The organism is Collinsella aerofaciens (genome assembly GCF_015560135.1).
GTDB classification, from domain to species: Bacteria; Actinomycetota; Coriobacteriia; order Coriobacteriales; family Coriobacteriaceae; genus Collinsella; species Collinsella aerofaciens_AN.
The window spans coordinates 17,854-39,362 of the sequence record NZ_JADMRH010000011.1; the positions used below are offsets into that span (position 1 = coordinate 17,854).

General features: G+C 61.8%; 17 protein-coding genes. 7 read left to right on the plus strand and 10 right to left on the minus strand.

Going from position 1 to position 21,509, the window contains the following annotated elements; translation table 11 throughout:
- Positions 1-42: 42 nt before the first annotated feature.
- Positions 43-1,230 (minus strand): ABC transporter substrate-binding protein, encoded by a 1,188-nt coding sequence (locus I2H19_RS06030; RefSeq protein WP_195621946.1) that lies wholly within the window; start codon positions 1,228-1,230, stop codon positions 43-45.
- 271 nt (positions 1,231-1,501) lie between these two features.
- Entirely contained in the window at positions 1,502-2,668 is a 1,167-nt protein-coding gene (locus tag I2H19_RS06035) for a substrate-binding domain-containing protein (RefSeq protein ID WP_195621948.1), read from the minus strand.
- Positions 2,669-2,916: 248 nt separating this feature from the next.
- Between I2H19_RS06035 and I2H19_RS06040 the strand changes: the two genes are divergently transcribed.
- Together I2H19_RS06040 and I2H19_RS06045 are read left to right on the plus strand one after the other, a co-directional pair.
- Complete coding sequence (locus I2H19_RS06040; RefSeq protein ID WP_195621950.1) at positions 2,917-4,260, plus strand: homoserine dehydrogenase; 1,344 nt, start codon at positions 2,917-2,919, stop codon at positions 4,258-4,260.
- 225 nt (positions 4,261-4,485) lie between these two features.
- A complete protein-coding gene (locus I2H19_RS06045) occupies positions 4,486-5,235 on the plus strand; it encodes an SDR family NAD(P)-dependent oxidoreductase (protein ID WP_195621952.1) in 750 nt (249 codons plus the stop codon).
- Positions 5,236-5,519: 284 nt separating this feature from the next.
- Here I2H19_RS06045 and I2H19_RS06050 read toward each other — a convergent pair whose 3' ends face one another.
- Positions 5,520-7,082, minus strand: a complete 1,563-nt coding sequence (locus tag I2H19_RS06050) for a cation:proton antiporter domain-containing protein (protein ID WP_195621954.1) — start codon at positions 7,080-7,082, stop codon at positions 5,520-5,522.
- 184 nt (positions 7,083-7,266) lie between these two features.
- On the opposite strand from I2H19_RS06050, the gene I2H19_RS06055 reads away from it, so the two are divergent.
- Entirely contained in the window at positions 7,267-11,013 is a 3,747-nt protein-coding gene (locus I2H19_RS06055; RefSeq protein WP_195621956.1) for a phosphoribosylformylglycinamidine synthase, read from the plus strand.
- Positions 11,014-11,112: 99 nt separating this feature from the next.
- Positions 11,113-12,048: a DMT family transporter gene (locus I2H19_RS06060; protein ID WP_195621958.1), complete on the plus strand. Its 936-nt coding sequence runs from the start codon at positions 11,113-11,115 to the stop codon at positions 12,046-12,048.
- A 190-nt stretch (positions 12,049-12,238) separates the two neighbouring features.
- On the opposite strand, the gene I2H19_RS10070 is transcribed toward I2H19_RS06060, so the two are convergent.
- The 4 genes from I2H19_RS10070 to I2H19_RS06080 form a co-directional block, all read right to left on the minus strand.
- On the minus strand, positions 12,239-13,381 hold the full coding sequence (locus I2H19_RS10070) for a GGDEF domain-containing protein (protein ID WP_195621969.1): 1,143 nt from the start codon (positions 13,379-13,381) through the stop codon (positions 12,239-12,241).
- A gap of 188 nt (positions 13,382-13,569) precedes the next feature.
- A complete protein-coding gene (locus tag I2H19_RS06070; RefSeq protein WP_195621971.1) occupies positions 13,570-14,592 on the minus strand; it encodes a 2-keto-3-deoxygluconate permease in 1,023 nt (340 codons plus the stop codon).
- Between the two features lie 150 nt (positions 14,593-14,742).
- Complete coding sequence (locus I2H19_RS06075) at positions 14,743-15,066, minus strand: AzlD domain-containing protein (protein WP_195621972.1); 324 nt, start codon at positions 15,064-15,066, stop codon at positions 14,743-14,745.
- Positions 15,056-15,748 carry an AzlC family ABC transporter permease gene (locus I2H19_RS06080; protein WP_195621973.1) on the minus strand — a complete coding sequence of 231 codons (693 nt, stop codon included), beginning with the start codon at positions 15,746-15,748 and terminating at the stop codon, positions 15,056-15,058. Before I2H19_RS06080 ends, I2H19_RS06075 begins: the two co-directional genes overlap by 11 nt.
- Before the next feature lie 127 nt (positions 15,749-15,875).
- Here I2H19_RS06080 and I2H19_RS06085 point away from each other — a divergent pair, with 127 nt between their 5' ends.
- Entirely contained in the window at positions 15,876-16,688 is an 813-nt protein-coding gene (locus I2H19_RS06085) for an HD domain-containing protein (RefSeq protein ID WP_195621974.1), read from the plus strand.
- Here I2H19_RS06085 and I2H19_RS06090 read toward each other — a convergent pair.
- The 3 genes from I2H19_RS06090 to I2H19_RS10075 are packed head-to-tail and all read right to left on the minus strand — an operon-like array spanning position 16,685 to position 20,310.
- Positions 16,685-17,890 carry an electron transfer flavoprotein subunit alpha gene (locus I2H19_RS06090; RefSeq protein WP_195621975.1) on the minus strand — a complete coding sequence of 402 codons (1,206 nt, stop codon included), beginning with the start codon at positions 17,888-17,890 and terminating at the stop codon, positions 16,685-16,687. The two genes, I2H19_RS06085 and I2H19_RS06090, sit on opposite strands and share 4 nt — an antisense overlap.
- Complete coding sequence (locus I2H19_RS06095) at positions 17,891-18,706, minus strand: electron transfer flavoprotein subunit beta/FixA family protein (RefSeq protein WP_195621976.1); 816 nt, start codon at positions 18,704-18,706, stop codon at positions 17,891-17,893.
- Between the two features lie 2 nt (positions 18,707-18,708).
- A complete protein-coding gene (locus I2H19_RS10075; protein ID WP_138340706.1) occupies positions 18,709-20,310 on the minus strand; it encodes an FAD-binding oxidoreductase in 1,602 nt (533 codons plus the stop codon).
- 346 nt (positions 20,311-20,656) lie between these two features.
- Between I2H19_RS10075 and I2H19_RS06105 the strand changes: the two genes are divergently transcribed.
- Complete coding sequence (locus tag I2H19_RS06105) at positions 20,657-20,953, plus strand: hypothetical protein (protein WP_118376795.1); 297 nt, start codon at positions 20,657-20,659, stop codon at positions 20,951-20,953.
- Positions 20,950-21,459, plus strand: coding sequence for a hypothetical protein (locus I2H19_RS06110; RefSeq protein ID WP_195621977.1), 510 nt, complete (start codon positions 20,950-20,952; stop codon positions 21,457-21,459). The genes I2H19_RS06105 and I2H19_RS06110 overlap by 4 nt, the downstream gene beginning before the upstream one ends.
- Positions 21,460-21,509: the final 50 nt, after the last annotated feature.

Consider the following 21,509-nt stretch of genomic DNA (forward strand, 5'->3'; position numbering starts at 1 on the left):
TCCCCTGCTTGGGATCAAAACCGCTCTATGTAAGGCGGCCTATTAGGCCTGTACGTACTTGCCGTCGGTGATGACGTACGCCGTGGGGTCCTTCTGGACCTGGCCCTTGTCGTTCCAGGAAAGCTTGCCGGTCAGACCGTCAACGGTGATCTTGAGCATGGCCTCGGGCAGCTTCTCGGCGACCTCGGTCGGGTCGGCGTCGACGCCCAGGCCGGCCTCCTTGAGAGCCTCGACCACAGCGTGCACGCCGTCGTAGGCGTCGGCGGCAAACTGGTCGGGGGTATCACCATAAGCGTCCTTATAGGCGTTGACGAAGTCGGCGTTCTTCTCGTCGTCGGCAGAGAACGGGGTCATGAGCAGCAGGCCCTCGGCAAGGGAGGTGTCGAAGCCCTCCACACCCAGGATGCCGTCCATGCCGTCGCAGCCCATCATCTTGACGTCGTAGCCCATGTCCTTGGCGTTCTTGAGCAGGACAGACGCCGGCGTGTAGTAGATCGGCGCGAAGATCATGGTGGCGCCGGCCTGCTTGGCCTTGGTGAGCTGGTTGGTGAAGCTCGTGGAAGAGTCGTCCTTAAAGGTTTCCTCGTCAACGATCTCGAGCTTGGACTCAGCGGCCTGGGCCTTAAAGGCATCCGCGATGCCCGAAGAATAGGCGTCGCCGGAGTTATAGAAGAGCACGAATTTCTCGTCCGCATACTTCTGAGCCAGGAACTTGGCAGCGTTGACGCCCTGGTTGGGGTCGGTAAAGCAAACCTGGAAGACGCAATCCTTGCCCTTGGTGACGTCCTCGGAAGACGCGGACGGGGTGATCATGAACGTCTCGGGGTCCTTGCCGCACTCGGCGGCAACGGCAACCGATGCACCCGTGGTGGTCGGGCCGACGAGGGCCTGCATACCCCAGTCCAGAAGATTATTAAAGGCGTTGACGGCCTTCTCGCCGTCGGCCTGATCGTCCTCGGCCTTGCTGGCAAGCGGAAGTTCCTTGGTGGAGAAATCCTTGCAGCCAAGCTCGACGGCCTGAGTAACGGACTTGCCATAGGAGGCATTTGCACCGGTCAGCGGGCCGATGGTACCGATCTTAAACGAAGCGTCGCTCGAAGCGGAACCGCTATCGCCGCCGTTGGAGGAGCAGCCAGCTAGAATGGACATCGCCCCCAGGCCTGCTGCGCTCGCGATAACGCTCCTGCGATTCATAACAGGGTTCAATGACTTACCGGTGAGGCTCGACATGCGGCTCTCCTCTCAAATCTCGTCGGGTTTCGGTTACCCGACAGGCCATCCTTCGCCGTGTTCGGCGTTCGCAAAATAGTAGACGCTTTAGTTAAGAAAAGTGGCGATTATTTCAACTTTTCTTTGGACTCAGATATTTATCCATATTTCTGCGTATTTTTACCGCTTTATGCAGGTCTGCCACTTTATTGTGTAAAAGTAATGTTTCCATTCTGTTACAAGCGTCCTCGCCCGGAATAAAAGAGCCTCACCAGTTCCGTTTTATACGCTCTTAGGCGGCGATGTACTTGCCGTCCTGAATCACATAGGCCGTAGCGGGCTTCTCGACCTGGCCCTCATCGTTCCAGGTGAGCTCGCCGGTCAGGCCATCGATCTTGATCTTGCGCATGGCCTTGGCAAGGTCGGCGGCAATGTCGGCACCGTCGGCCGTCGTGTCGATGCCAGCCTTGTCGATAGCCTCGGCGATCGCGTGGACACAGTCGTAGGCGTCGGCGGCAAACTGGTTGGGGGTCTCGTCGTACTCCTCCTTGTATGACTTGACGAAGTCGGCGTTCTTCTCGTCATCGGCGGAGAACGGCGTCATGAGCAGCACGCCCTCGGCAAGCGAGGTGTCGAAGCCCTCGACGGAGAGCAGACCGTCCATGCCGTCGGTGCCCATGAGCGTCATGTCATAGCCCATGTCTTTGGCGTTCTTGAGCAGGACGGACGCCGGCGTGTAGTAGATCGGCGCAAAGATGAGCGTGGCGCCGGCCTCCTTGGCCTTGGTCAGCTGGTTGGTAAAGCTCGTGGAAGAATCGTCCTTAAAGGTCTCGGTATCGACGATATCGAGCTTGGACTCCTTGGCCTGCTCGGCGAATGCATCGGCGACGCCCGAGCTGTACGTATCGCCGGAGTTGTAGAACAGGGCGATCTTGGCGTCCGCGTACTCCTCGGCCAAGAACTTCGCGGCGCTCGTGCCCATGGTGGGATCGGTGAAGCAGACCTGGGAGACCGTGGTCTTGTCCTTGGTGACGTCGAGCGACGAGGCAGAAGGCGTGACCATGAGCATGTCGTCGGCAATCTCGCCCGAGACGGCGACGGCGGCACCGGTGGTGACGGGGCCGACGAGTGCCTGCATGCCCCAGTCGCACAGGGTATTGAAGGCGTTGATGGCCTTCTCGCCGTCGGCGACGTCGTCCTCGGACTTAAGCGAGAGCTTGAGGTCCTTGGTCGAGAAATCCTTGGCAGCGAGCTTGGCGCCCTTCTCGGCCGAGACGCCATAGGTTGCCGCGGCGCCGGTCAGAGGGCCGATGACGCCGATCTTGAACGCGCCGCCCTCGTCGGCAGACCCGCTATCCGAGCCAGCCGACGAGCAGCCGGCAAGTGCGGCGGTGCTGCCGAGCGCCGCGGCGCCGGCCAAAAAGGTTCTACGGCTGAGCGCATTGTTGATGTTGAACATAAGGTCCCCCTTTCGCTGGCCGCCATGCGGCCGTGTTGCGGTACAGGGCAAACCTTATGGTGCAAACGTTGACAGTTTGTTACGGAACTTCGTTTGTAGCGAGCGTGTTTCCAATGTTTCCGCAGCGTTTCGGGGGTAGCGTTTTGTGCGGCTCCCGTTGCCTGGCAAGCACGCGCCCTCGGTTCACGCTAGAATGCACTCAACCTTAACTGGTCAATCATCCATACAGATGCACGAAGGAGCTATCTATGAGCGAACCCCTGCGCACCGTGAACGTCGGTCTCATCGGTCTAGGCACCGTCGGCGGCGGCGTGGCACGCCTGATCAAGAGCCACCACGATGAGTATCTGGCCGCCTACGGCATCGATCTTAAGCTGACCCGCGCCTGCGCGCTTGCCTGGGAGCAGGCCGAGGCCGCCGGCGTTGAGCGCGAGGCCTTTACGAGCGACTGGCACGACGTCGTCACCGACCCCGCCGTCGATATCGTCGTCGAGCTGATCGGCGGCGAGCACCCCGCGACCGAGATCTTCACCACTGCCTTCGAGAACGGCAAGCACGTCGTCTCTGCCAACAAAGCGCTGCTGGGCCGCCACGTCGAGACGCTCGCCGAGAAGGCACGCGCATGCGGCGTGCAGATTAAGTGCGAGGCCAGCTGCGGCGGCGGCATCCCCATCGTGAGCACGCTCGAGCACGACCTGGTGGGCAATAAGATCCTGACCATCGCCGGCATCCTCAACGGCACCACCAACTACATCCTGTCGCGCATGGACGCCGAGGGCGCCGACTACGCCGACGTGCTCGCCGACGCGCAGGCCAAGGGCTATGCCGAGGCCGACCCGTCTGCCGACGTCGACGGCTTCGATGCCGCCAGCAAGACGGCCATCCTCGCCTCCATCGGCTTTGGCACCCGCGTGACCACCGACGACGTCTACCAGCAAGGCATCCGCACCATCGGCGCCGAGGACATCGCCCAGGCCCGCGAGCTTGGCTACACCATTAAGCTGCTGGGCATCGCCCGCAACACCGATGCCGGCGTCGACGTCCGCGTGCACCCCACGCTGATCCCTGCCGACCACATGCTCGCTAAGGTCAACGGCGCCATGAACGCCGTTTACGTGGTGGGCGACGCTGTGGGCGAGACCATGTTCTACGGTGCCGGCGCAGGCTCCTTCCCCACCGCGAGCGCCGTCGTGGGCGATATCCTGTCGCTGTCCGAGCAGATCAGCCGCGGCGTTGCACCGCTGCCCGAGATCGAGCCCTACGGCCACAACCTCGCCTTTAAGCCCATGGACGAGCTCCAGACCAAGTACTATGTGCGCCTGAAGGTCGCCGACCGCGTGGGCGCCCTGTCCGAGACGGTCGATATCTTTGCCAAGCACAACATCTCGATCTCGCTCATCAATCAGGTCGAGGATGGCAAGTCGGGCGTCACCGACACCTGCTCGGTCATCTTCCTAACGCACCGCGCGCTCGAGAAGGACGTCCAAGCTGCCGCCGCCGAGCTTGCAGGCGTCGACTGCGTGGCCGAGGTCGCCAACGTCCTGCGCATTGAGGACGTCGAGGCCTGGACCGAAGGCGTTATGGCCAACTAGTTCGGTCTTCGGTATACGACATATATGTTGAGGGGCTCCCGTCCGGTCTTGGACGGGAGCCCTTTTTGTTTGCGAGCTGGGGGCGCATTGGCGTGGCTTACGTTTGAACAACTTGACCGCTCATTGACAACCGGGGGTACCGTTCACCGATAAGCGGACGTGCTCGTTTTGGGTCGCCACTATGCTGTGCTGCGTATGTCCACACCCCCGAAGAATGGAGGCACCATGTTGCTCGAGGGTAAGAAAGCAATCATCACCGGAGGCACGCGCGGTATCGGCTACGCCATCGCCTGCCGTTTTATTGAGGAAGGCGCCGCCGTCACGGTCTTTGGCTCTCGCCAGGAGACCGCCGATGCCGCCGTCGAGAAGCTGACCGCAGCCTATCCCGAGGCCAAGGTCTGGGGCCGTTCCTGCGATCTCACCTCGCTCGAGGCCGTAACCGAGGCCTTTACCCAGGCAGCAGCCGACATAGGCGGCCTGGACACGGTCGTCAACAACGCCGGCATCTCCCAGCGCTCGCCACTTCTGGAGTACACAGCCGAAGAGTTCGCCAAGGTCATGGACCTCAACGTCGTCGCCGTCTTTAACGGCCACCAGGCCGCTGCCAAGATCATGACCGAGGCCGGTCACGGCGGCACCATCACCACCACGAGCTCGATGGTCGCCAAGTACGGTCAGCCCTCCGGCGTTGGCTATCCCACGTCCAAGTTCGCCGTCAACGGCATGGTCCAGTCGCTCTCGCGTGAGCTCGCCCCCATGGGCATTCGCGTCAACGCTGTCGCGCCCGGCGTGACCAAGACCGATATGGTCGCCAACCTGCCCGAAGAGGTCATCAAGCCCATCATCGCCACCATTCCGCTCGGCCGCATGGGCGAGCCCGAGGACGTCGCCAACGCCTTCGTCTACCTGGCGAGCGACATGTCCTCCTACGTCACGGGCGCCGTACTCCCCGTCGACGGAGCCGCCCGCTCCTAAGGAGCCACAAGCTTTGGCTTCAAGCTTCAACATAGCTCAACCAAAAAGGCGCGCCGTCTGAATCAACTGCAGACAGCGCGCCTTCTCCTGTTATGAAAGGGAAACTATGTCCCAGTATTTCGGATCAGAACGGGGCACGGTTTCCCCCAGGACCTCCTTGCGGAAACTGCATCCCACTCTGAGCGCCCATTCCGGGACACAGTTTCCCAACGGCCCCCGTTTCGGAAACCACATCCCGTTCCGAGCCTTCAAAGCGGGACGCGGCTTCCCCGAGAGAGTATCGACTACTTGCCGTCGTCGTCCTCGGCTTCTTCTCTTGCATAGAGCTCCAACATGCGGCGGCGGTATTCGCGCACGGCGAGCTTGGCGCGCTCCAGGCGGCGGCGCTCACGCGGAGTCAGCTCGGACGGGTCGACCTCATCACCATAGGTCTTATCGGCAAGCAGGTGCGCCGCGTCCACGATGCGGGCATCGATGTGGCCGCTCGCCGCCTCGGCGGAAAGACGCTCGGCAATCGTATCGAGCGTAGGCAGGCCCTCGAATACGCGACCATGGCCATGCGAAGTCAGCAGCTCATGCTCGCGCGCGAGCAAGCTCGCTAAGTCGTGGTGGGCGCGCAGGATGTCGAGCGCATCGGATGGATGCTCGGCAACTTCTGCCACGGCGGCGACCGGTGCGGCATCCACCACGCGGTAGAAGAGCTGCGCGAGCAATGGCATCAAGAACACCGTGATGGCGCCGGCGGCAACCATAACCGATGCGATGTCTTGCGACAGCGCGCCCGCGTTGACGGCAACGCTCGTCACGGCAACGATGATCGGCAGCGCCGTGGTGCAGTACAGGGCCACGGTAATGCGACCATACGCCGACACATCGCGCGTCGCAGGGCAAATGCTCATAGAAATAAGAATGGGCACGGCACGAATAATCAGCAACGCCACGATAAAGCCCACGAGCAGACCCGGGCGCGACGCCACGGCCGTCAGGTCGATCTTTGCGCCCGATACGGTAAAGAACACCGGAATCAAAAAGCCGTAGGCCAGGCCGTCGAGCTTGGTCTCGAGCGTATGGTTGCCCTCGGGGATGATGTAGCGCAAGACAAAGCCGGCGGCAAAAGAGCCCAACACAATGTCGAGATCAAAGACGGCCGAGAAAGCCACGAGTGTGACCAGGATGAGCACCGTCAGGCGCACGAAGGTCTGCGACGTGGTATCGGCGCGTTCCTCGACAAACGCAAAGAAGCGGCTGCCGACGCGCTTGGAGCGGCTCGGGACCACGGCCAGCAACACGCAAACCACCGCAAACAAGCCAAGGATTACGAGCGTTTGGATGCCAGTGCGGGCAGACAGCAGCACCGACATGGCGAGCACGGGACCGAGCTCGCCCCAAGTGCCATACGCGAGAATCGAGTCGCCCACGCGCGTTCCGGCAAGTGAACGCTCACGCATGATGGGCACGAGCGTTCCGAGCGCCGTAGAAGTGAGGGCAAGCGTCACGGCGATACCGTCGAAATGGTTGACCGAGAACCACGGGGTAAAGCGCACGGCAAGCCAGGCGATACCAAACGTGACGACCCACGTCGCCAAGCCGTAGCGCCCCTCGACGCCCGTGATGCTCTTGGGGTCGATCTCAAAGCCGGCAAGCAGGAACAAAAAGGCCAGACCGAGCTCGGACACAAGCGAGACCTCGGCATCTACATGGATAATGTCGAGCATATGGGGTCCCAGCACCGCGCCGAGCACGAGCAAAAAGACCGTCTCGGGAATGGGCTTTCCGGGAATCGCCGAGGCGATGAAGGGGCTTGCAAAGGCCACGAGTGCGATGATGGCGAGCGAAACGAATGCCATGTGATGCCTTTCTCTTGTTTGAGCCCCACTGTAGCACCCTCGCCGTCCTCAACGCGCCGCGAGCTGTCGTATCATAGTGAGGTTTACAAACATGTGGCTCAAGGCGACCGCGAGGCTTGCCCCGTAAACCGACCGCTGCCGCATACCGTACCGTACGCCCAACCGATCAGGAAGGCAGGAACCAATGGTCTCTCGTATCTACGTGGAGAAGAAACCCGGGTTCGACGTCGAGGCTCAGCAGCTCAAGGGCGAGCTGACCGAAATTCTCGGCATCAAGGGCATCGAGGCCCTGAGGATCATCAACCGCTACGACGTCGAGGGCATCGACGAGGAGCTTTTCCGCTCCTGCGTGCCGACCGTCTTTAGCGAGCCCCAGGTCGATGTGACCTACGACGAGCTCCCCGCAAGCGATGGCGCCGTCTTTGCCGTCGAATTCCTGCCTGGCCAGTTTGACCAGCGCGCCGACTCCGCCAGCGAGTGCGTGCAGCTCATCAGCCAGGGCGAGCGCCCCGCCGTGCGCTCCGCCAAGGTCTATATGATCTCGGGCGCTCTGGACGAGGCCGCCATCGATGCCATCAAGCACTACGTGGTGAACCCCGTCGAGGCGCGCATCGCCACGCTCGACCTGCCCGAGACGCTGTACATGGAGACCCCCGAGCCCCAGCCCGTCGAGGTGCTCGACGGCTTCCGTGAGCTCGATGAGGCCGGCCTTGCCGCCTTTATTTCCGAGCGCGGTCTTGCCATGGACGAGGCGGACATCGCCTTCTGCCAGCAGTACTTCCGCGATGAGGACCGCGACCCCACCATCACCGAGATCCGCGTGATCGACACCTACTGGTCCGATCACTGCCGCCACACCACCTTCGGCACCGTCCTGGACGACGTGACGATCGACGACGCCGTGGTGCAGCAGGCCTTCGATCGCTACATGGAGATGCGCCACGAGCTCGGTCGCGACGCCAAGCCCGTCTGCCTCATGGACATGGGCACCATCGGCGCCAAGTACCTTAAGAAGACCGGCGTCATGACCGATGTCGACGAGTCCGAGGAGATCAACGCCTGCACCGTCAAGGTGAAGGTCGATGTCGACGGCGAGGACCAGGACTGGCTGTTCCTGTTTAAGAACGAGACCCACAACCACCCGACCGAGATCGAGCCCTTCGGCGGTGCCGCCACCTGCGTGGGCGGCGCCATCCGCGACCCGCTCTCGGGCCGCAGCTACGTGTACCAGGCTATGCGCGTCACCGGCGCCGGCGACCCCACCGTCCCGGTCTCCGAGACGCTCGAGGGCAAGCTGCCGCAGCGCAAGCTCGTGACCACTGCTGCCGCCGGCTACTCCAGCTACGGCAACCAGATCGGCCTTGCCACCGGTCAGGTCAACGAACTCTATCACCCCGGTTACGTGGCCAAGCGCATGGAGGTTGGCGCCGTCGTGGGCGCTACCCCGGCAAACCACGTTCGTCGCGAGTGCCCCGCCCCCACCGACAAGATCATCCTGCTGGGCGGCCGCACCGGCCGTGATGGCATCGGTGGCGCCACCGGCTCCTCCAAGACCCAGAACACCGAGTCCATCGAGACATCGGGCGCCGAGGTCCAGAAGGGCAACGCCCCGGTCGAGCGCAAGCTGCAGCGCCTGTTCCGCCGCGGCGATGCCTGCCGTCTGATCAAGCGCTGCAACGACTTTGGCGCCGGCGGCGTCTCGGTCGCCGTGGGCGAGCTTGCCGACGGCCTGTATGTCGACCTTGATACCGTGACCAAGAAGTACGACGGCCTGGACGGCACCGAGCTCGCTATCTCTGAGTCCCAGGAGCGTATGGCCTGTGCCGTCGCCGACGGTGACGTCGAGGAGTTCATGGGCTACGCCGCTGAGGAGAACCTCGAGGCGACCGTTATCGCCGAGGTTACCGCCGAGCCGCGCATGCGCATGGCCTGGAACGGCGTCGCCATCGTCGATCTGTCCCGCGAGTTCCTCAACTCCAACGGTGCGCCCAAGCACCAGGTCGCCCACGTCTGTGCCCGCAGCGTGTGGCAGCCCAGCTGGGCCGGCACCACGCTCGCCGAGCGCATGACCTCGCTCGTCACCGACCTCAACGTCGCTTCCAACAAGGGCCTTTCCGAGCGCTTCGACTCCACCATCGGCGCCGCGACCGTGCTCATGCCCTTTGGCGGCAAGACGCAGCTCACCCCAAGCTCGGCCATGGTCGCCAAGTTCCCCGTGGACGGCGAGACCACCACGGCGAGCGCCATGGCATGGGGCTTCAACCCCTATCTGATGGAGGCCGACCAGTTTGCGGGCGCCTACCTGTCCGTGGTCGAGTCCATTGCCAAGCTCGTTGCCGCCGGCTTTGAGCACAAGCGCGCCTATCTCTCCTTCCAGGAGTACTTCGAGCGTCTGCGCACCGAGGCCGAGCGCTGGGGCAAGCCCACGGCAGCCGTCTTGGGCGCCCTCATGGCCCAAGTCGACCTGGGTGCCGGCGCCATCGGTGGCAAGGATTCCATGAGCGGCTCGTTTGAGGACGAGACCGGCGAGCTCAACGTTCCGCCGACCCTGATCAGCTTCGCTGTCGCCGTGGGCAAGGCCGCCCGCGCCGTCTCGCCCGAGTTCAAGGGCCTCACGCACCGCGTCGTCCGCATCGCCCCCGCCACCTATGGCGAGGACTACCGCCCCGACGCTCAGCAGCTGCTCGCGGCGTTTGACGCCGTCGAGGCGCTCACTGCTACCGGCAACGCCCTGGCCGTCTCCACGCCCGGCTACGGCTGCGGCGCCGAGAGCCTCTTTAAGATGTGCGTCGGTAACCAGATCGGTATCGAGCTTGCCGAGGATGTAGACGTAGAGAGCCTCTTCACCCCGCTCTACGGCAGCTTTATCGTCGAGCTCGCCGAGGATGCCGAGCTGCCCGAGGTCGCCGACGGCGTTGTCGTCGAGCCCCTGGGCACCACCGTCGAGGGCTATGTCATCGACACCGGCTCCGAGGTCATCGAGCTCGCCGAGCTCCAGGAGGCCTGGGAGAGCGGCATCGAGGGCGTCTTTGCCTACCGCAGCGCCGACGAGACCCCCGAGGTCGAGACCATCGACTTCCGTGCCAAGGACATCCACGTGTACAGCGGCGCCAAGATCGCCCGTCCGCGCGTGATCATCCCCGTGTTCCCCGGCAACAACTGCGAGTACGACAGCGCCCGCGCCTTCCGTGCCGCCGGTGCCGAGGCCGACACCTTCGTGATCAACAACCTCACGCCCGAGGCCGTCGCCGAGAGCACCCACGAGCTTGCCCGCCGCATCCGCGCAAGCCAGATCGTCATGATCCCCGGCGGCTTCTCGGGCGGCGACGAGCCCGACGGCTCCGCCAAGTTCATCACGGCGTTCTTCCGCGCTCCCGAGGTCACTGAGGCAGTCCGCGACCTGCTCAAGGCCCGCGATGGCCTGATGCTGGGCATCTGCAACGGCTTCCAGGCCCTGATCAAGCTCGGTCTGGTGCCCTACGGCGACATCGTCGACGCCACGCCCGATGCGCCCACGTTGACGTTCAACACCATCGGTCGCCACCAGAGCCGTCTGGTGCGTACCCGTATCTCGTCCAACCTGTCCCCGTGGCTGTCGCAGTGCAGCCTCGACGACCCCTATACCGTCGCCATCAGCCACGGCGAGGGCCGCTTTGTCGCCAACGACGAAGTGCTCGCCCAGCTGATCGCCAACGGCCAGGTCGCCACGCAGTACGTGGGCGAGGACGGCAAGCCCAGCATGGATCTTTCCGTCAACCCCAACGGCTCCGCACTCGCCATCGAGGGCATCACGAGCCCCGACGGCCGCGTTCTGGGCAAGATGGGCCATGCCGAGCGTCGCGGCGACAACCTGTACCGCAACGTGCCCGAGCATGTCCCCGGCGATAAGTTCATGCCGATCTTTGAGAGCGGCGTGGCCTACTTCGCCTAAAACTTTCCCATCGGGTACAATCCCTTCGGGTAACAACACCCGCCACCGGCACGCCCGGTGGCGGGTTCTTTTTTGCTTCGCGCATGTAGGAAGGACATCATGGAAAGCCGCAAGCCGTATCTCGCCACCCTGCCCGGACTCATCCTGGGTTGTCTTGTTTGCTGTGCACTCTGGGGATCGGCCTTTCCCTGCATCAAGATCGGCTACGCACTCTTTGGTATCCCAGCGCACGATAGCGCTTCGCAGCTGCTCTTTGCAGGTTTACGCTTTACGCTTGCCGGCGCTCTGGTTATCGTTGGGATGAGCGCGGCTCAGCGCCGTCCACTCGTTCCGCAGGCTCGCGACATCAAGCCCATCTTTATCTTGTCGCTCTTTCAGACCATCGGTCAGTACTTCTTTTTCTATCTGGGCCTCTCGCGCGCCAGCGCCATGTCGAGCTCCATCATCGAGGCCAGCGCCAACTTCCTAGCCATCCTCTTTGCCGCCCTGGCGTTTCGCACCGAGAAGCTCAATACGGCCAAGGTGCTTGGCTGTGCGCTGGGCTTTGCCGGTGTCGCGCTCGTCAACCTTTCGGGCGCGGACGGCATCTTTGGCTTTAAGCTCGACGGCGAGGGCTTTATCCTGGCCTCCACCGTCGCGGGTGCCCTTTCGACCTGCCTGATCGGCATCTTCTCGCGCGAGCACGACGGCGTCTTGCTTGCCGGGTGGCAGTTCTTGGTCGGGGGCCTGGTCCTCACCGCCATCGGCTTTTTGATGGGCGGCGCGCTCTCCCCCACGGCGATTGTCCCCGCCATCGTGCTCATCATCTACATGGCGCTTATCTCCGCGGTCGCCTACTCGCTGTGGTCGCGCCTGCTTGCCGTCAACCCCGTCAGCCGCGTGTCGGTCTTTGGGTTTATGAACCCGGTCTTTGGTGTGGTGCTGAGCGCGCTGCTGCTCGGCGAGGGCGCTGGCACGAGCCCCGTTACCGTCATCGTTGCCCTGCTGTTGGTCTGCGGCGGCATCATCATCGTCAACAAACCCAAAAAAGCCTAGCGAGCTCACCTTTTTAGGGAGGGCATTCGCATACTTTAGCTTAATGGAGCACACTGGTTCTCGTTGATTTCGTACCGAGTCGCAGCGGCAGACGCCCGCCTTGCCGCACCGCGCCCGGGCATTATGGCCGGTGGCCCCCACAAACGCAAAAGGGGCGCACGACCATCGCAACGGTCGTGTGCCCCTTTTCCTAGCGTATCTGAACGCCGGCTTTCTTTTTCTCGGCCTTGACACGGTAGAGTTCCGTGTCGGCGGCGCGAAGCAGGTTTTGCCAGGTATCAATACCATCGCCGACCCGCGCGTAACCGATGGACATCCGCAATGCATACGGTACCTCGGCACGAGCGAGCTCGTCGTTAATCGCCGAACACAGGTCTATGATGTCCTGCTCCGCCGTCGCCTTTTGAAGCACCACGAACTCATCGCCACCATAACGTGCGATAAAGCCACCAGACGCCGAGCAGACCTCTTTGAGCGTAGCGGATATGACCTGGAGGGCATGATCGCCCTCAACATGTCCATACCGGTCGTTAATCTGCTTAAAGCCGTCAGCGTCCATCATAAGCAGATACACACCATCGGCCTGGTCAGTACCCGAGAACAGCGACAGCATATAGGTCTCAAAACGGTTGCGATTGTTAAGGCCAGTCAACGGGTCGGTCGAGATCAGCTGCTCCTGGCAGATGATGTAGAGCAGCAGGATGCTCAGCGTTATACCGACGCAAAGGCCCGGTACCGAAAACAAAACCTGGAAGGTACCGCCCACCAGAGCGGGAACCGCAAAAAAGGCGAGGGTGCGATAAATGGCCTTCTTTTGCAGGCTTTCGACTTTTCGAGCCTGAATAAAGGCATGCAAGGACGTATATATGACGTAGCAGTAGCTCACGATGGGCTGGATCATATAAGCAAAGCCGCGACGATATACGCCCTGCGCATCGATATAGAACATAGCGTGCGTCCAGTAGCTGGTAAATGCCAGCACGACCACCAATGCGGTTGGCAACGTTAAAAGTACCACCCTGTAGGGCGTGGTCAGGAGCCGTGAGCCCTGCATCGTCTCGGAATAGAAAAACCAAATGAGGCACGCGATGGCGAACAGCGAAAACGAAACCGCGTTGGAAATCCAGTTGGCCGTGATGCCTACAGGAGTGCTCACGCCGTCCGAGAGCGTCCAGATCATATCGAAGAAAATGTAGGCAGCAGACGTGTAGCCCAGCATGCTAAACAAAAGCTGCTGGGTGCTCGAGAACAGGGAGCGACGGCTTCGCACGGCAAGCCCGATAAGAATAATCATGCACAGCAGGAATATCTCGATCTTGAGTGCCTTAACCACTAGACGCCCTCCCTTCAATATCCAAGTGGTCAGAATCGCCCGATTCGTGTCTGGGCAATAAACGCCCCTTACTCCGCAGGGGTAAAGGGAATAATAGCAGAGCGCCCGAACGTTGCTGTAAGACAGCTCTCGTTCGGGCGCTCTGACGGCGCGAATTGCACGCCGGAATCAATTATCGGTAACGGCCGTTACTCGCCGTCGATGTCGGTCGCGACGGCCTCCTCAATAGCCTCGACGCCTTCGACCGACAGATCTTCTTCGCCGTGGCAGAACTTCTTATCGACCCAGCCGGTCAGAATCGGGGCCATGATTGCCGTGATGATGACGGCGGTGGCGATCTGCGCATACGCGGTGGGCGCAAGCTCGGCATAGCGCGGAGCGACCTCGGCGAGGGCGACCGGCGTGGTCATGGCCGTGCCGGCAATGGTGGAACATGCCACAGCCGCCTTACCGTTGCCACCACACAGGCGCTCGAAGGCAAAGGTAATGGGACCGACGATAAAGAGCGTGATGAGGCCCAGCAGGATGCCCGAAATGCCACCGGCGATGAAGCTCGAAAGGCTCATGGACGCACCGAGCTGAAAACCAATTACAGCGATCGCGGGATTGGCGCCGGGGACCAGCAGGTTCTTGATAAACGGGAACAAGTTGCCCAGGACCATGCCGATAACAAGCGGCAGGATGGATCCGATGATAGTGCCGACGGGGATGTTGGCGAGACCCGAAACACCCAAGATGATCATCGTGACGGCAGGGCCGGCCGTAAAGAACAGGATACCGACGGCGCCCTGCTCGGACTCATCGCCGAACTCGCCCATGATGCCCGTATAGAGTGCCATGTTGCAAAACGTGATGCCGCCGATGATAGACACGGAGCTCAGACCCAGGAAGTTGTCGTTAAAGAAATATGCCACGCCTAGGCCGAGAGCCGCTGCGACGACCAGCTTGGGGATCAGCACGACGATGCCGGTCTTGATGGCGCCCGGCGTGGACTTAAAGCTGATGCCGGCGCCCACAAACAGCAGGATCGCGGCAACGATGGTATTGGAGCCACCGCGGCAGGCAGCCGTAAAGAAGCCGCCGATCTCAAAAACCTGCGGGCAGAAGGTGTTGAGCAAAAGACCGACGATCATCGGATAGATCATGATGTCGCCCGGGATGCGCGGGACCCTGAACTTCTTTTGCTCGTTGGCGGCTGCTTCCTGTGCCATGAAACCCCCATTTCCGCTGACGGGGTACAAAAGCCCACGTCACGCTTTGCTACAGTAAAGTTTGACCATGGTACCAGAAGAAATAGACCAGCTCGGTGAAAAATTCGACAAGTTGGGATGGAACGAGATTCGGCGCCCGCGACGCCACCCCTATATAAGGCTCAAGACGATATAGAGTACGATGCCTGAGACGCAGCACCACAGCATCGATTTTGTCTTGACCGCCACGACCACGACGCCGGCGGCCGCAATCCAGGGAACCAAGGCAGGCCAGAGTCCCGCGTCGAACGCGCCGGGGCTCACCAAGTCGTTGGCGACCAGCGCGGCAAAGGCAGTGGGCGGGATATAGCCCAGGGCCTCGGTAATGCGGGGCGACAGGGTCCGCCCGCGCAAGGCGAACGCCGGCGCGATGCGAAAGAACGCGATAGCAGCCCACGACGACAGCCACAGAACCAAGAACTCGTTAACGGGCATCGCGGGCACCTCTTCCGTCAAATACAGCATCGCACGCCAGCGCAATGGCAATGCCGGCCACGACGCTTGCCGGCACGGCAATATTCGCGAGGCCCAAGAACTTGCATACGGCGACGGACACCGCGCCCGAAACCGCCGCGACAACGTTGCCGCGCGACCGCCGCTGCGAAAAGAGCAGGCAGATAAAGAGCGAGGTGCAGACAAAGGCTGCAATGGCGGTGGGAACATCGACAACGGCGCCGACGATGGCGCCCGTCGTACACGAAACGCCCCATGTTGCGATGAGGATCGCATTGAGCACAAAGGACTCGCGCGGGCCCCAATCCTCCCCCTCAATCAGCTTGGCAAGCGAGATGCCATATGCCTCCTCGGTAAGTGTCGCGGCAACAGCCAGCGTCTGACGCTTCGAAGCACCCCTCAGATGCGGCGCGATCGATGCCGAGTAAAGCGCAAAGCGCAAGGAGATGGCGGCAACGCTCGCGATAATCGAAGGTGCCGGTACGCCCGCCAGCCAAAGGTTGCAGATCATAAACTGGCCGCTGCCCGTCACAAACGTGCTGCTCAGGGCAAAGACCATCCAGGGTTCCATTCCCGTCTGCCCCATGATCATTCCGCACGGCGCGCCTATTGCAACATAGGTAAGCATCACTGGCCAGACGGTTCTAACGATTTTGAGCACCATACGCTTCTCATCCTGACAAGGTCTCCGAACCGCATGTAGCGACACGGCAGAATCATCATCCGACAGCAACCGAGTTCACCTACAATTGCCACCGGATCGAACAACGCAAACTTTTTAGGAAGTCATTATGACAGCTATCGATCGGGGCCGGGCGACCGCGGCCTTCAAAAGCTACACCGATGCCTATGATGCCGCTAACCCACGCATCGCGCTCAAAATCGAGCATACGTACCACGTGGCCGAGGCATGCGATGCCGTAGCGCGCGAGCAGGGCTGGTCGTCAGAAGATATTGACCTGGCATGGCTTTGCGGCCTGCTACACGATATGGGCCGCTTTGAGCAGCTGCGACGCTGGGACACCTTTAAGGACGCCGAGAGCATGAGCCATGCGGCGCTGGGCATCGAGGTCCTCTTTGGCGAGAATCCCGCCGATGCACCCGCCGTAACAAGCATCCGCGACTTTATCGATGACCCGGCAGAAGATGAGCTCATCCGAGCGAGCATTGCCTATCACAGCGATTTCCGTCTACCCGCGCAGCTCGACGTGCGCACGCGAAGCTTCTGCGATATCGTGCGCGATGGTGACAAGATCGACATTATGCGCACCATCGCCGACAGCACCGTCGACACCATCCTTAAGGTGGACGAGAAGACGTTTCTCGGCAGTCGTTTCTCGTCGCCGACACTTGCCGCCTTTGACGAGCACCGCTGCGTCGCACGCGATGAACGCAACGAGCCCGCAGACTACCTGGTGGGACTCATCTGCTTTATGTTTGAGCTCGTCTATCCAGCAAGCCGCGCGCTGGCGCGCGAACAGGGCGATATCCACCGCCTGCTCGACGCGCCCTTTGGCATTACACAGCCCTTTACCGACCCCGCCACGCAGGCAACCTGGAGCCGCCTAAAGGACGAGATGCGCGACTGGTTAGCAAGCGCCTAGCGCTCAAGCTGGGCCAGCAGCTCCTCGACGACCTCGACGGCGTCCCCAACAACCTTGTACTGGGCAGCACCAAAAATGGGGGCATCCGGGTCCTCGTTGATGGCGATAATGCACTCCGCCCCACCGATGCCGGCAAGATGCTGGATGGCGCCCGAAACACCGATACTCACGAGAAGCTTGGGCGAAACCGATACGCCGGTCTGGCCAATCTGATGGCGATACTCCAACCAGCCGGCCTCCACGACAGGTCGCGTGCAACCAAGCTCGGCTCCCAGAGCCTCGGCGAGCCTTCGCATCAGGGGCAGATTCTTCTTGGAGCCAATGCCGCGGCCCACCACGACCAAGCGCTCGGCATCGGCGATCGAGGCCTGCTGCCCCCACTCCTCGGCGGGAATCGAGATCTCGACACGAGCCTTAGCATCATCCGCAAGCGATATCTGGGTGATCGTGCCGGAGCGGCCGTAGTCAAAGTCGGGCGCCTTAAAGATGCCGGGACGAACCGTTGCCATCTGGGGACGATGATTGGGGCAGACGATGGTGGCCATTAGGTTGCCGCCAAACGCCGGACGCGTCTGTTGCAGCAGTCCCGTCTCCGTATCCATCGAAAGTACGGTGCAGTCAGCCGTAAGGCCCGTCTGCAAGCGCACGGCAACGCCGGGTGCCAGTTCGCGGCCAAAAGCGGTCGCACCGTATAGGATGGCCTCGGGTTTGCGTTCGGCTACCAAATCGCAGATCAAGCGGGCGTAGACCTCCGCATCGTTTTGGCGCAGGCGCTCGTCGCGACAGGCCAGGACTTCGTCGGCGCCCGCGCAAACCAGATGCTCCAGGTCGCCGAGAGAACCCTCGGGGCCCATGCCGGCCAGTGCCACCAGACGGCAGTCACGAGCATCGGCAAGCTCGCGGCCCTTGCCCATGAGCTCATAGGCAACGGGATTCACCGTATCGTGCTCGTCGGTCTGCGCGAATACCCAAATGTCTCGATATGCATCAAGGTCTGCCGCGCCGGCAGCTTCGTCTCGCTCGATCGAGATAGCGTTGACGGGACAGGCATCGACGCACCCGCCGCACAAGATGCAGCCTTCGGTCACGCGGGCGCAGCGATTGGGACGCTCGCCCTCCACCACAATGCCGCCCGAGGCGCAGGCGCGAACGCAGCGACCGCAGCCGATACAGGCTTCGCTATCGATAATCAGTCCGCTCATCTATGCCATCCCCTCGATAATCTTGGCAAGTTCTACCGCCTGCTCGGACGCCGTCCCCTCAACGGCCTCGCACGTTTGGTCACGGTCGGGCACAAACGAGCGCACGACCTGTGTCGGCGACCCGGCAAGACCGCAACGCGCGGGGTCGGCGTTCACGTCAGCGGCACTGACCACGCACACGTCCGCCTCCTCCGCCGCGCGAATACCGGCAATACTCGGCATACGCAACTGGCCAATCTCCTTGGCAGTCGTCATCGCGCACGGCATCTCAAGACACACCGTCTCCTCGCCGGCATCGCATCCGTGAACGAGCGCCAGCGAGCCACACGTCGTAAAGCCCGCGCTTTGCACGCAGCTCACGTCGGTCACGCAGGGAATCTCAAAGGCACCGGCGAGCTCGGGACCAATCTGGGCCGTATCGCCATCCACCGCCATCTTGCCGCAGATGAGCAGGTCGAAGTCCTCGTCGAGCACCTCGATGCCGCATTTGAGAGCATAGGTGGTCGCCAGGGTATCGGCACCTGCAAAGGCGCGATCGGTCAGCAGCAGCGCGTCGTCGGCGCCTCGAGCGATGCAGTCGCGCAGCAGCGACTCGGTCGCGGGGATGCCCATCGACACCACCGTCACGCGCACATCCATGCCAAAGCCGATAAAGTCGTCCTTCAGCGCCAGCGCGCATTCCAAAGCGCTCGCATCAAAGGGATTAATGACCGTCTGCTTGCCATCGCGCACGATGGTATTGGTCTTGGGGTCCATCTTGACCTCGGTGCTGCCCGGCACGGCCTTGACGCACACCGCCATATGGAAATCGCTCATCTTCACGCGCCCCCTTTCTGGACGAGCTCATCCAAGAGCTTCTCCGAAAACAGGTTGCCGCGACCCAGCTGCCCGTCGGGATCGAGCTGGAGCTTGAGCCGCGCCGACTCGACCATGGCCTCGTGACCGTACATCGTCTCTAAGAAGCCCGCTTTGATCTTGCCGACGCCGTGCTCGGCAGAAACGGCACCGCCCATAGCCGTTACCTCCGCAGCCCACTGGGCAAACAGCTCGCCACCGCGACGGTAGTCCTGCGCATCGCGCGGCAGAATGTTCACATGCAGATGGTTGTTACCGATGTGCCCCCAAGCAGCAGATTCAAGCCCGCTTTCGGCCAGTGTGCGGCGATAGAGCGCAACGACATCGGCAAGGCACGCGTTGGGCACCGACATGTCCGATCCCAGTTTGGTAATGGTGGGATCCGTGCGGCGACGCTCGTCGATAAGCATATTGACGCTCTCGGGGACCGCATGGCGGAAGAACCGCTGGCACTCGCGATCAACCTCGGTGCGCGCGACCCATGTCGCATCGTCGCGGCCACCCGCAAACTCGAGCACCCATCCCAGGTGGTACAGTTCCTCGGTCGCTTGGGCCTCGTCATCGCAGTCGAGCTCCACGTAGACACAGACCATGGCCTCTTTGTCGAGCGCCGGCAGCGAGGCAAACGCCGTCGACTGCTCGCGCTGACGACGCAGGATATCCAGAGCGCCCGCATCGAAATATTCGATGGCAGCCGCGTGGGAGAGGACGGGACGCACAGAATCGGTGAAGGACACAGCCTTGTCTTCGCTGTCAAAGAAGCAGCTCACGCCCCAAACGACCGCAGGCGCCGCCTGCAGGGCAATCTCGAGCTCGGTGATGACGCCGAGTGTGCCACACGCACCGATAAACAGATCGATGGCATCCATATCGTCAGCGACGAAATAGCCTGAGGCATTTTTTGTCTTGGGCATGGTATAGCCGGGAAGATCGAGCTCGAGCGTACAGCCCGCTGCCGTCACGAGCGACAGGTGGCGGCCCTGGGCAAAAGCCTCGCCGCGCTGAAGCTCAAGCAAATCGCCATCAGCCAGCGCGACGTGGAGTCCCGTGATATGTGGGCGCATGGGACCGTAGGCGTAGCTGCGGGCACCGGAGGCGTTACATGCCGCCATGCCGCCCAGACAGGCAGACGCCTCGGTGGGATCGGTGGGAAAGAACTGCTCGGGGGCCTCTTGGAACTCCTCGTAGGCCTCAAGCGATGCCTGGTCCCAACCAGCAGTCGGCAGCACCTTCTTGCTCAGCTGCTTGCGCAGCTCCGAGAGCACAACGCCCGGCTCCACGCGCAGCAGAAATTGGCCTTGTTCATCGCGGCGAAGGCCCAAGTAGCGATTCATACGGGAAGTATTGAGGATATGCCCGCCGTGGGGCACGGCACCGGCGGCAAGGCCGGTTCGGGCGCCCTGAACCGTTACCGGGACACGCTCGGCATGGAGCTTTTCCAAAATGGCACGGACCTCGTCTTCCGTTGTCGGAAACGAGATGCTCGAGGCCTCGCCCGATGCGCGAGACTCATCGCGACCATACTCTTCGAACTCGTCGGTGAAGGGTTTGATGGTTGCAGACACGCGAACTCCCCCTTTAGCTAACTACAGTGTTTGCAGGGAGATGTTACCGCATCGTTTCGTCGACGTGTTCGAGACCGTCTCCATAATTGGCGATTTTTACGTTCGTGCAATTCGGCGAGCGGCTTGATTTCCTCGGCAGACGATGCTTTTGACACATATGGCCCCGCCGTCGCCGACCGCGCGATTGTCACTCGAAAAAAGTTGGAGTATTTTTTGCCGCCTTTTACCTGCGGAGACACCAATCCGTCAAGCATTTGGTCAGCAATTGGTCAAGTAGCGGCTGATACCGTCGGCATCGACAGCCAAAACCGACAGAAGTTTTGGCCCCAGAAGCAGGGAGGTTCCCATGGCATATTACTGGCCCCAGTACGGCATCGCCATCGAAGTCGACGACGATCCCCATCTCCTGCCTTTCGACGAAGAGGCATTCCCCGATACGGCGGTCTACCACGTTACCACCGATGTGATCTGCGACCCCGAGTCGTTCTCGGCGCTCGCCCACCATATCGCGCATATCCACGACATCGAGCTCCCTCCCGACTTCGAAGAGCTCGTCTACTCGCGCCGTCTGATGCTTCACATGCTCTTTGGAGCGGACCCGTCCACCTTTGCGCGCATCTATACCGCCAAGGATGCCGCATGAGCGCGAAGAAGCCACCCCACTTTGCAGGCCTGGGTCGTCGCAAGAAGCTCATCGCTGCCTGCCTGGCCATCGTCTGTGCCCTTGTCGCCGTAGGACTATACGCTTGGCAGTCGCAGCCCGTACCCGAGGCGGGCGCTTCGGTCACGACGGCCGAGGGCAAAACGCGTCAGGAAATCCAAGATGAACTCGACGCCATCGTCCGCGACAACATGATGACGATTTCGGTCGCGCCGGTCGCTCAGCTGCAGGAGGACGGCAAGCTGCGCGTCAACGTGCAAAACGTCCAAGACAATAAATTTCCCCAGCGATTCCGCGTCATCCAAAACGACGAGACCATGTACGAATCCGGTGTGGTCGAGACTGGCAAGACAATCGAGACGTGCCCCGCCGGCGACATCAAAGAAGGCGAGGCGTATATCGAGATCCAGGCGCTTGACGCCAAGACCTATGACAGTCACGGCAACCCGACGCGCGTCAAGGTACGGGTTGAGCAAGCCGAGAACTAGCTTTTCCGGCCGACGCGACACCGCGCGCAATTCACCAGCATTCGTCCAAT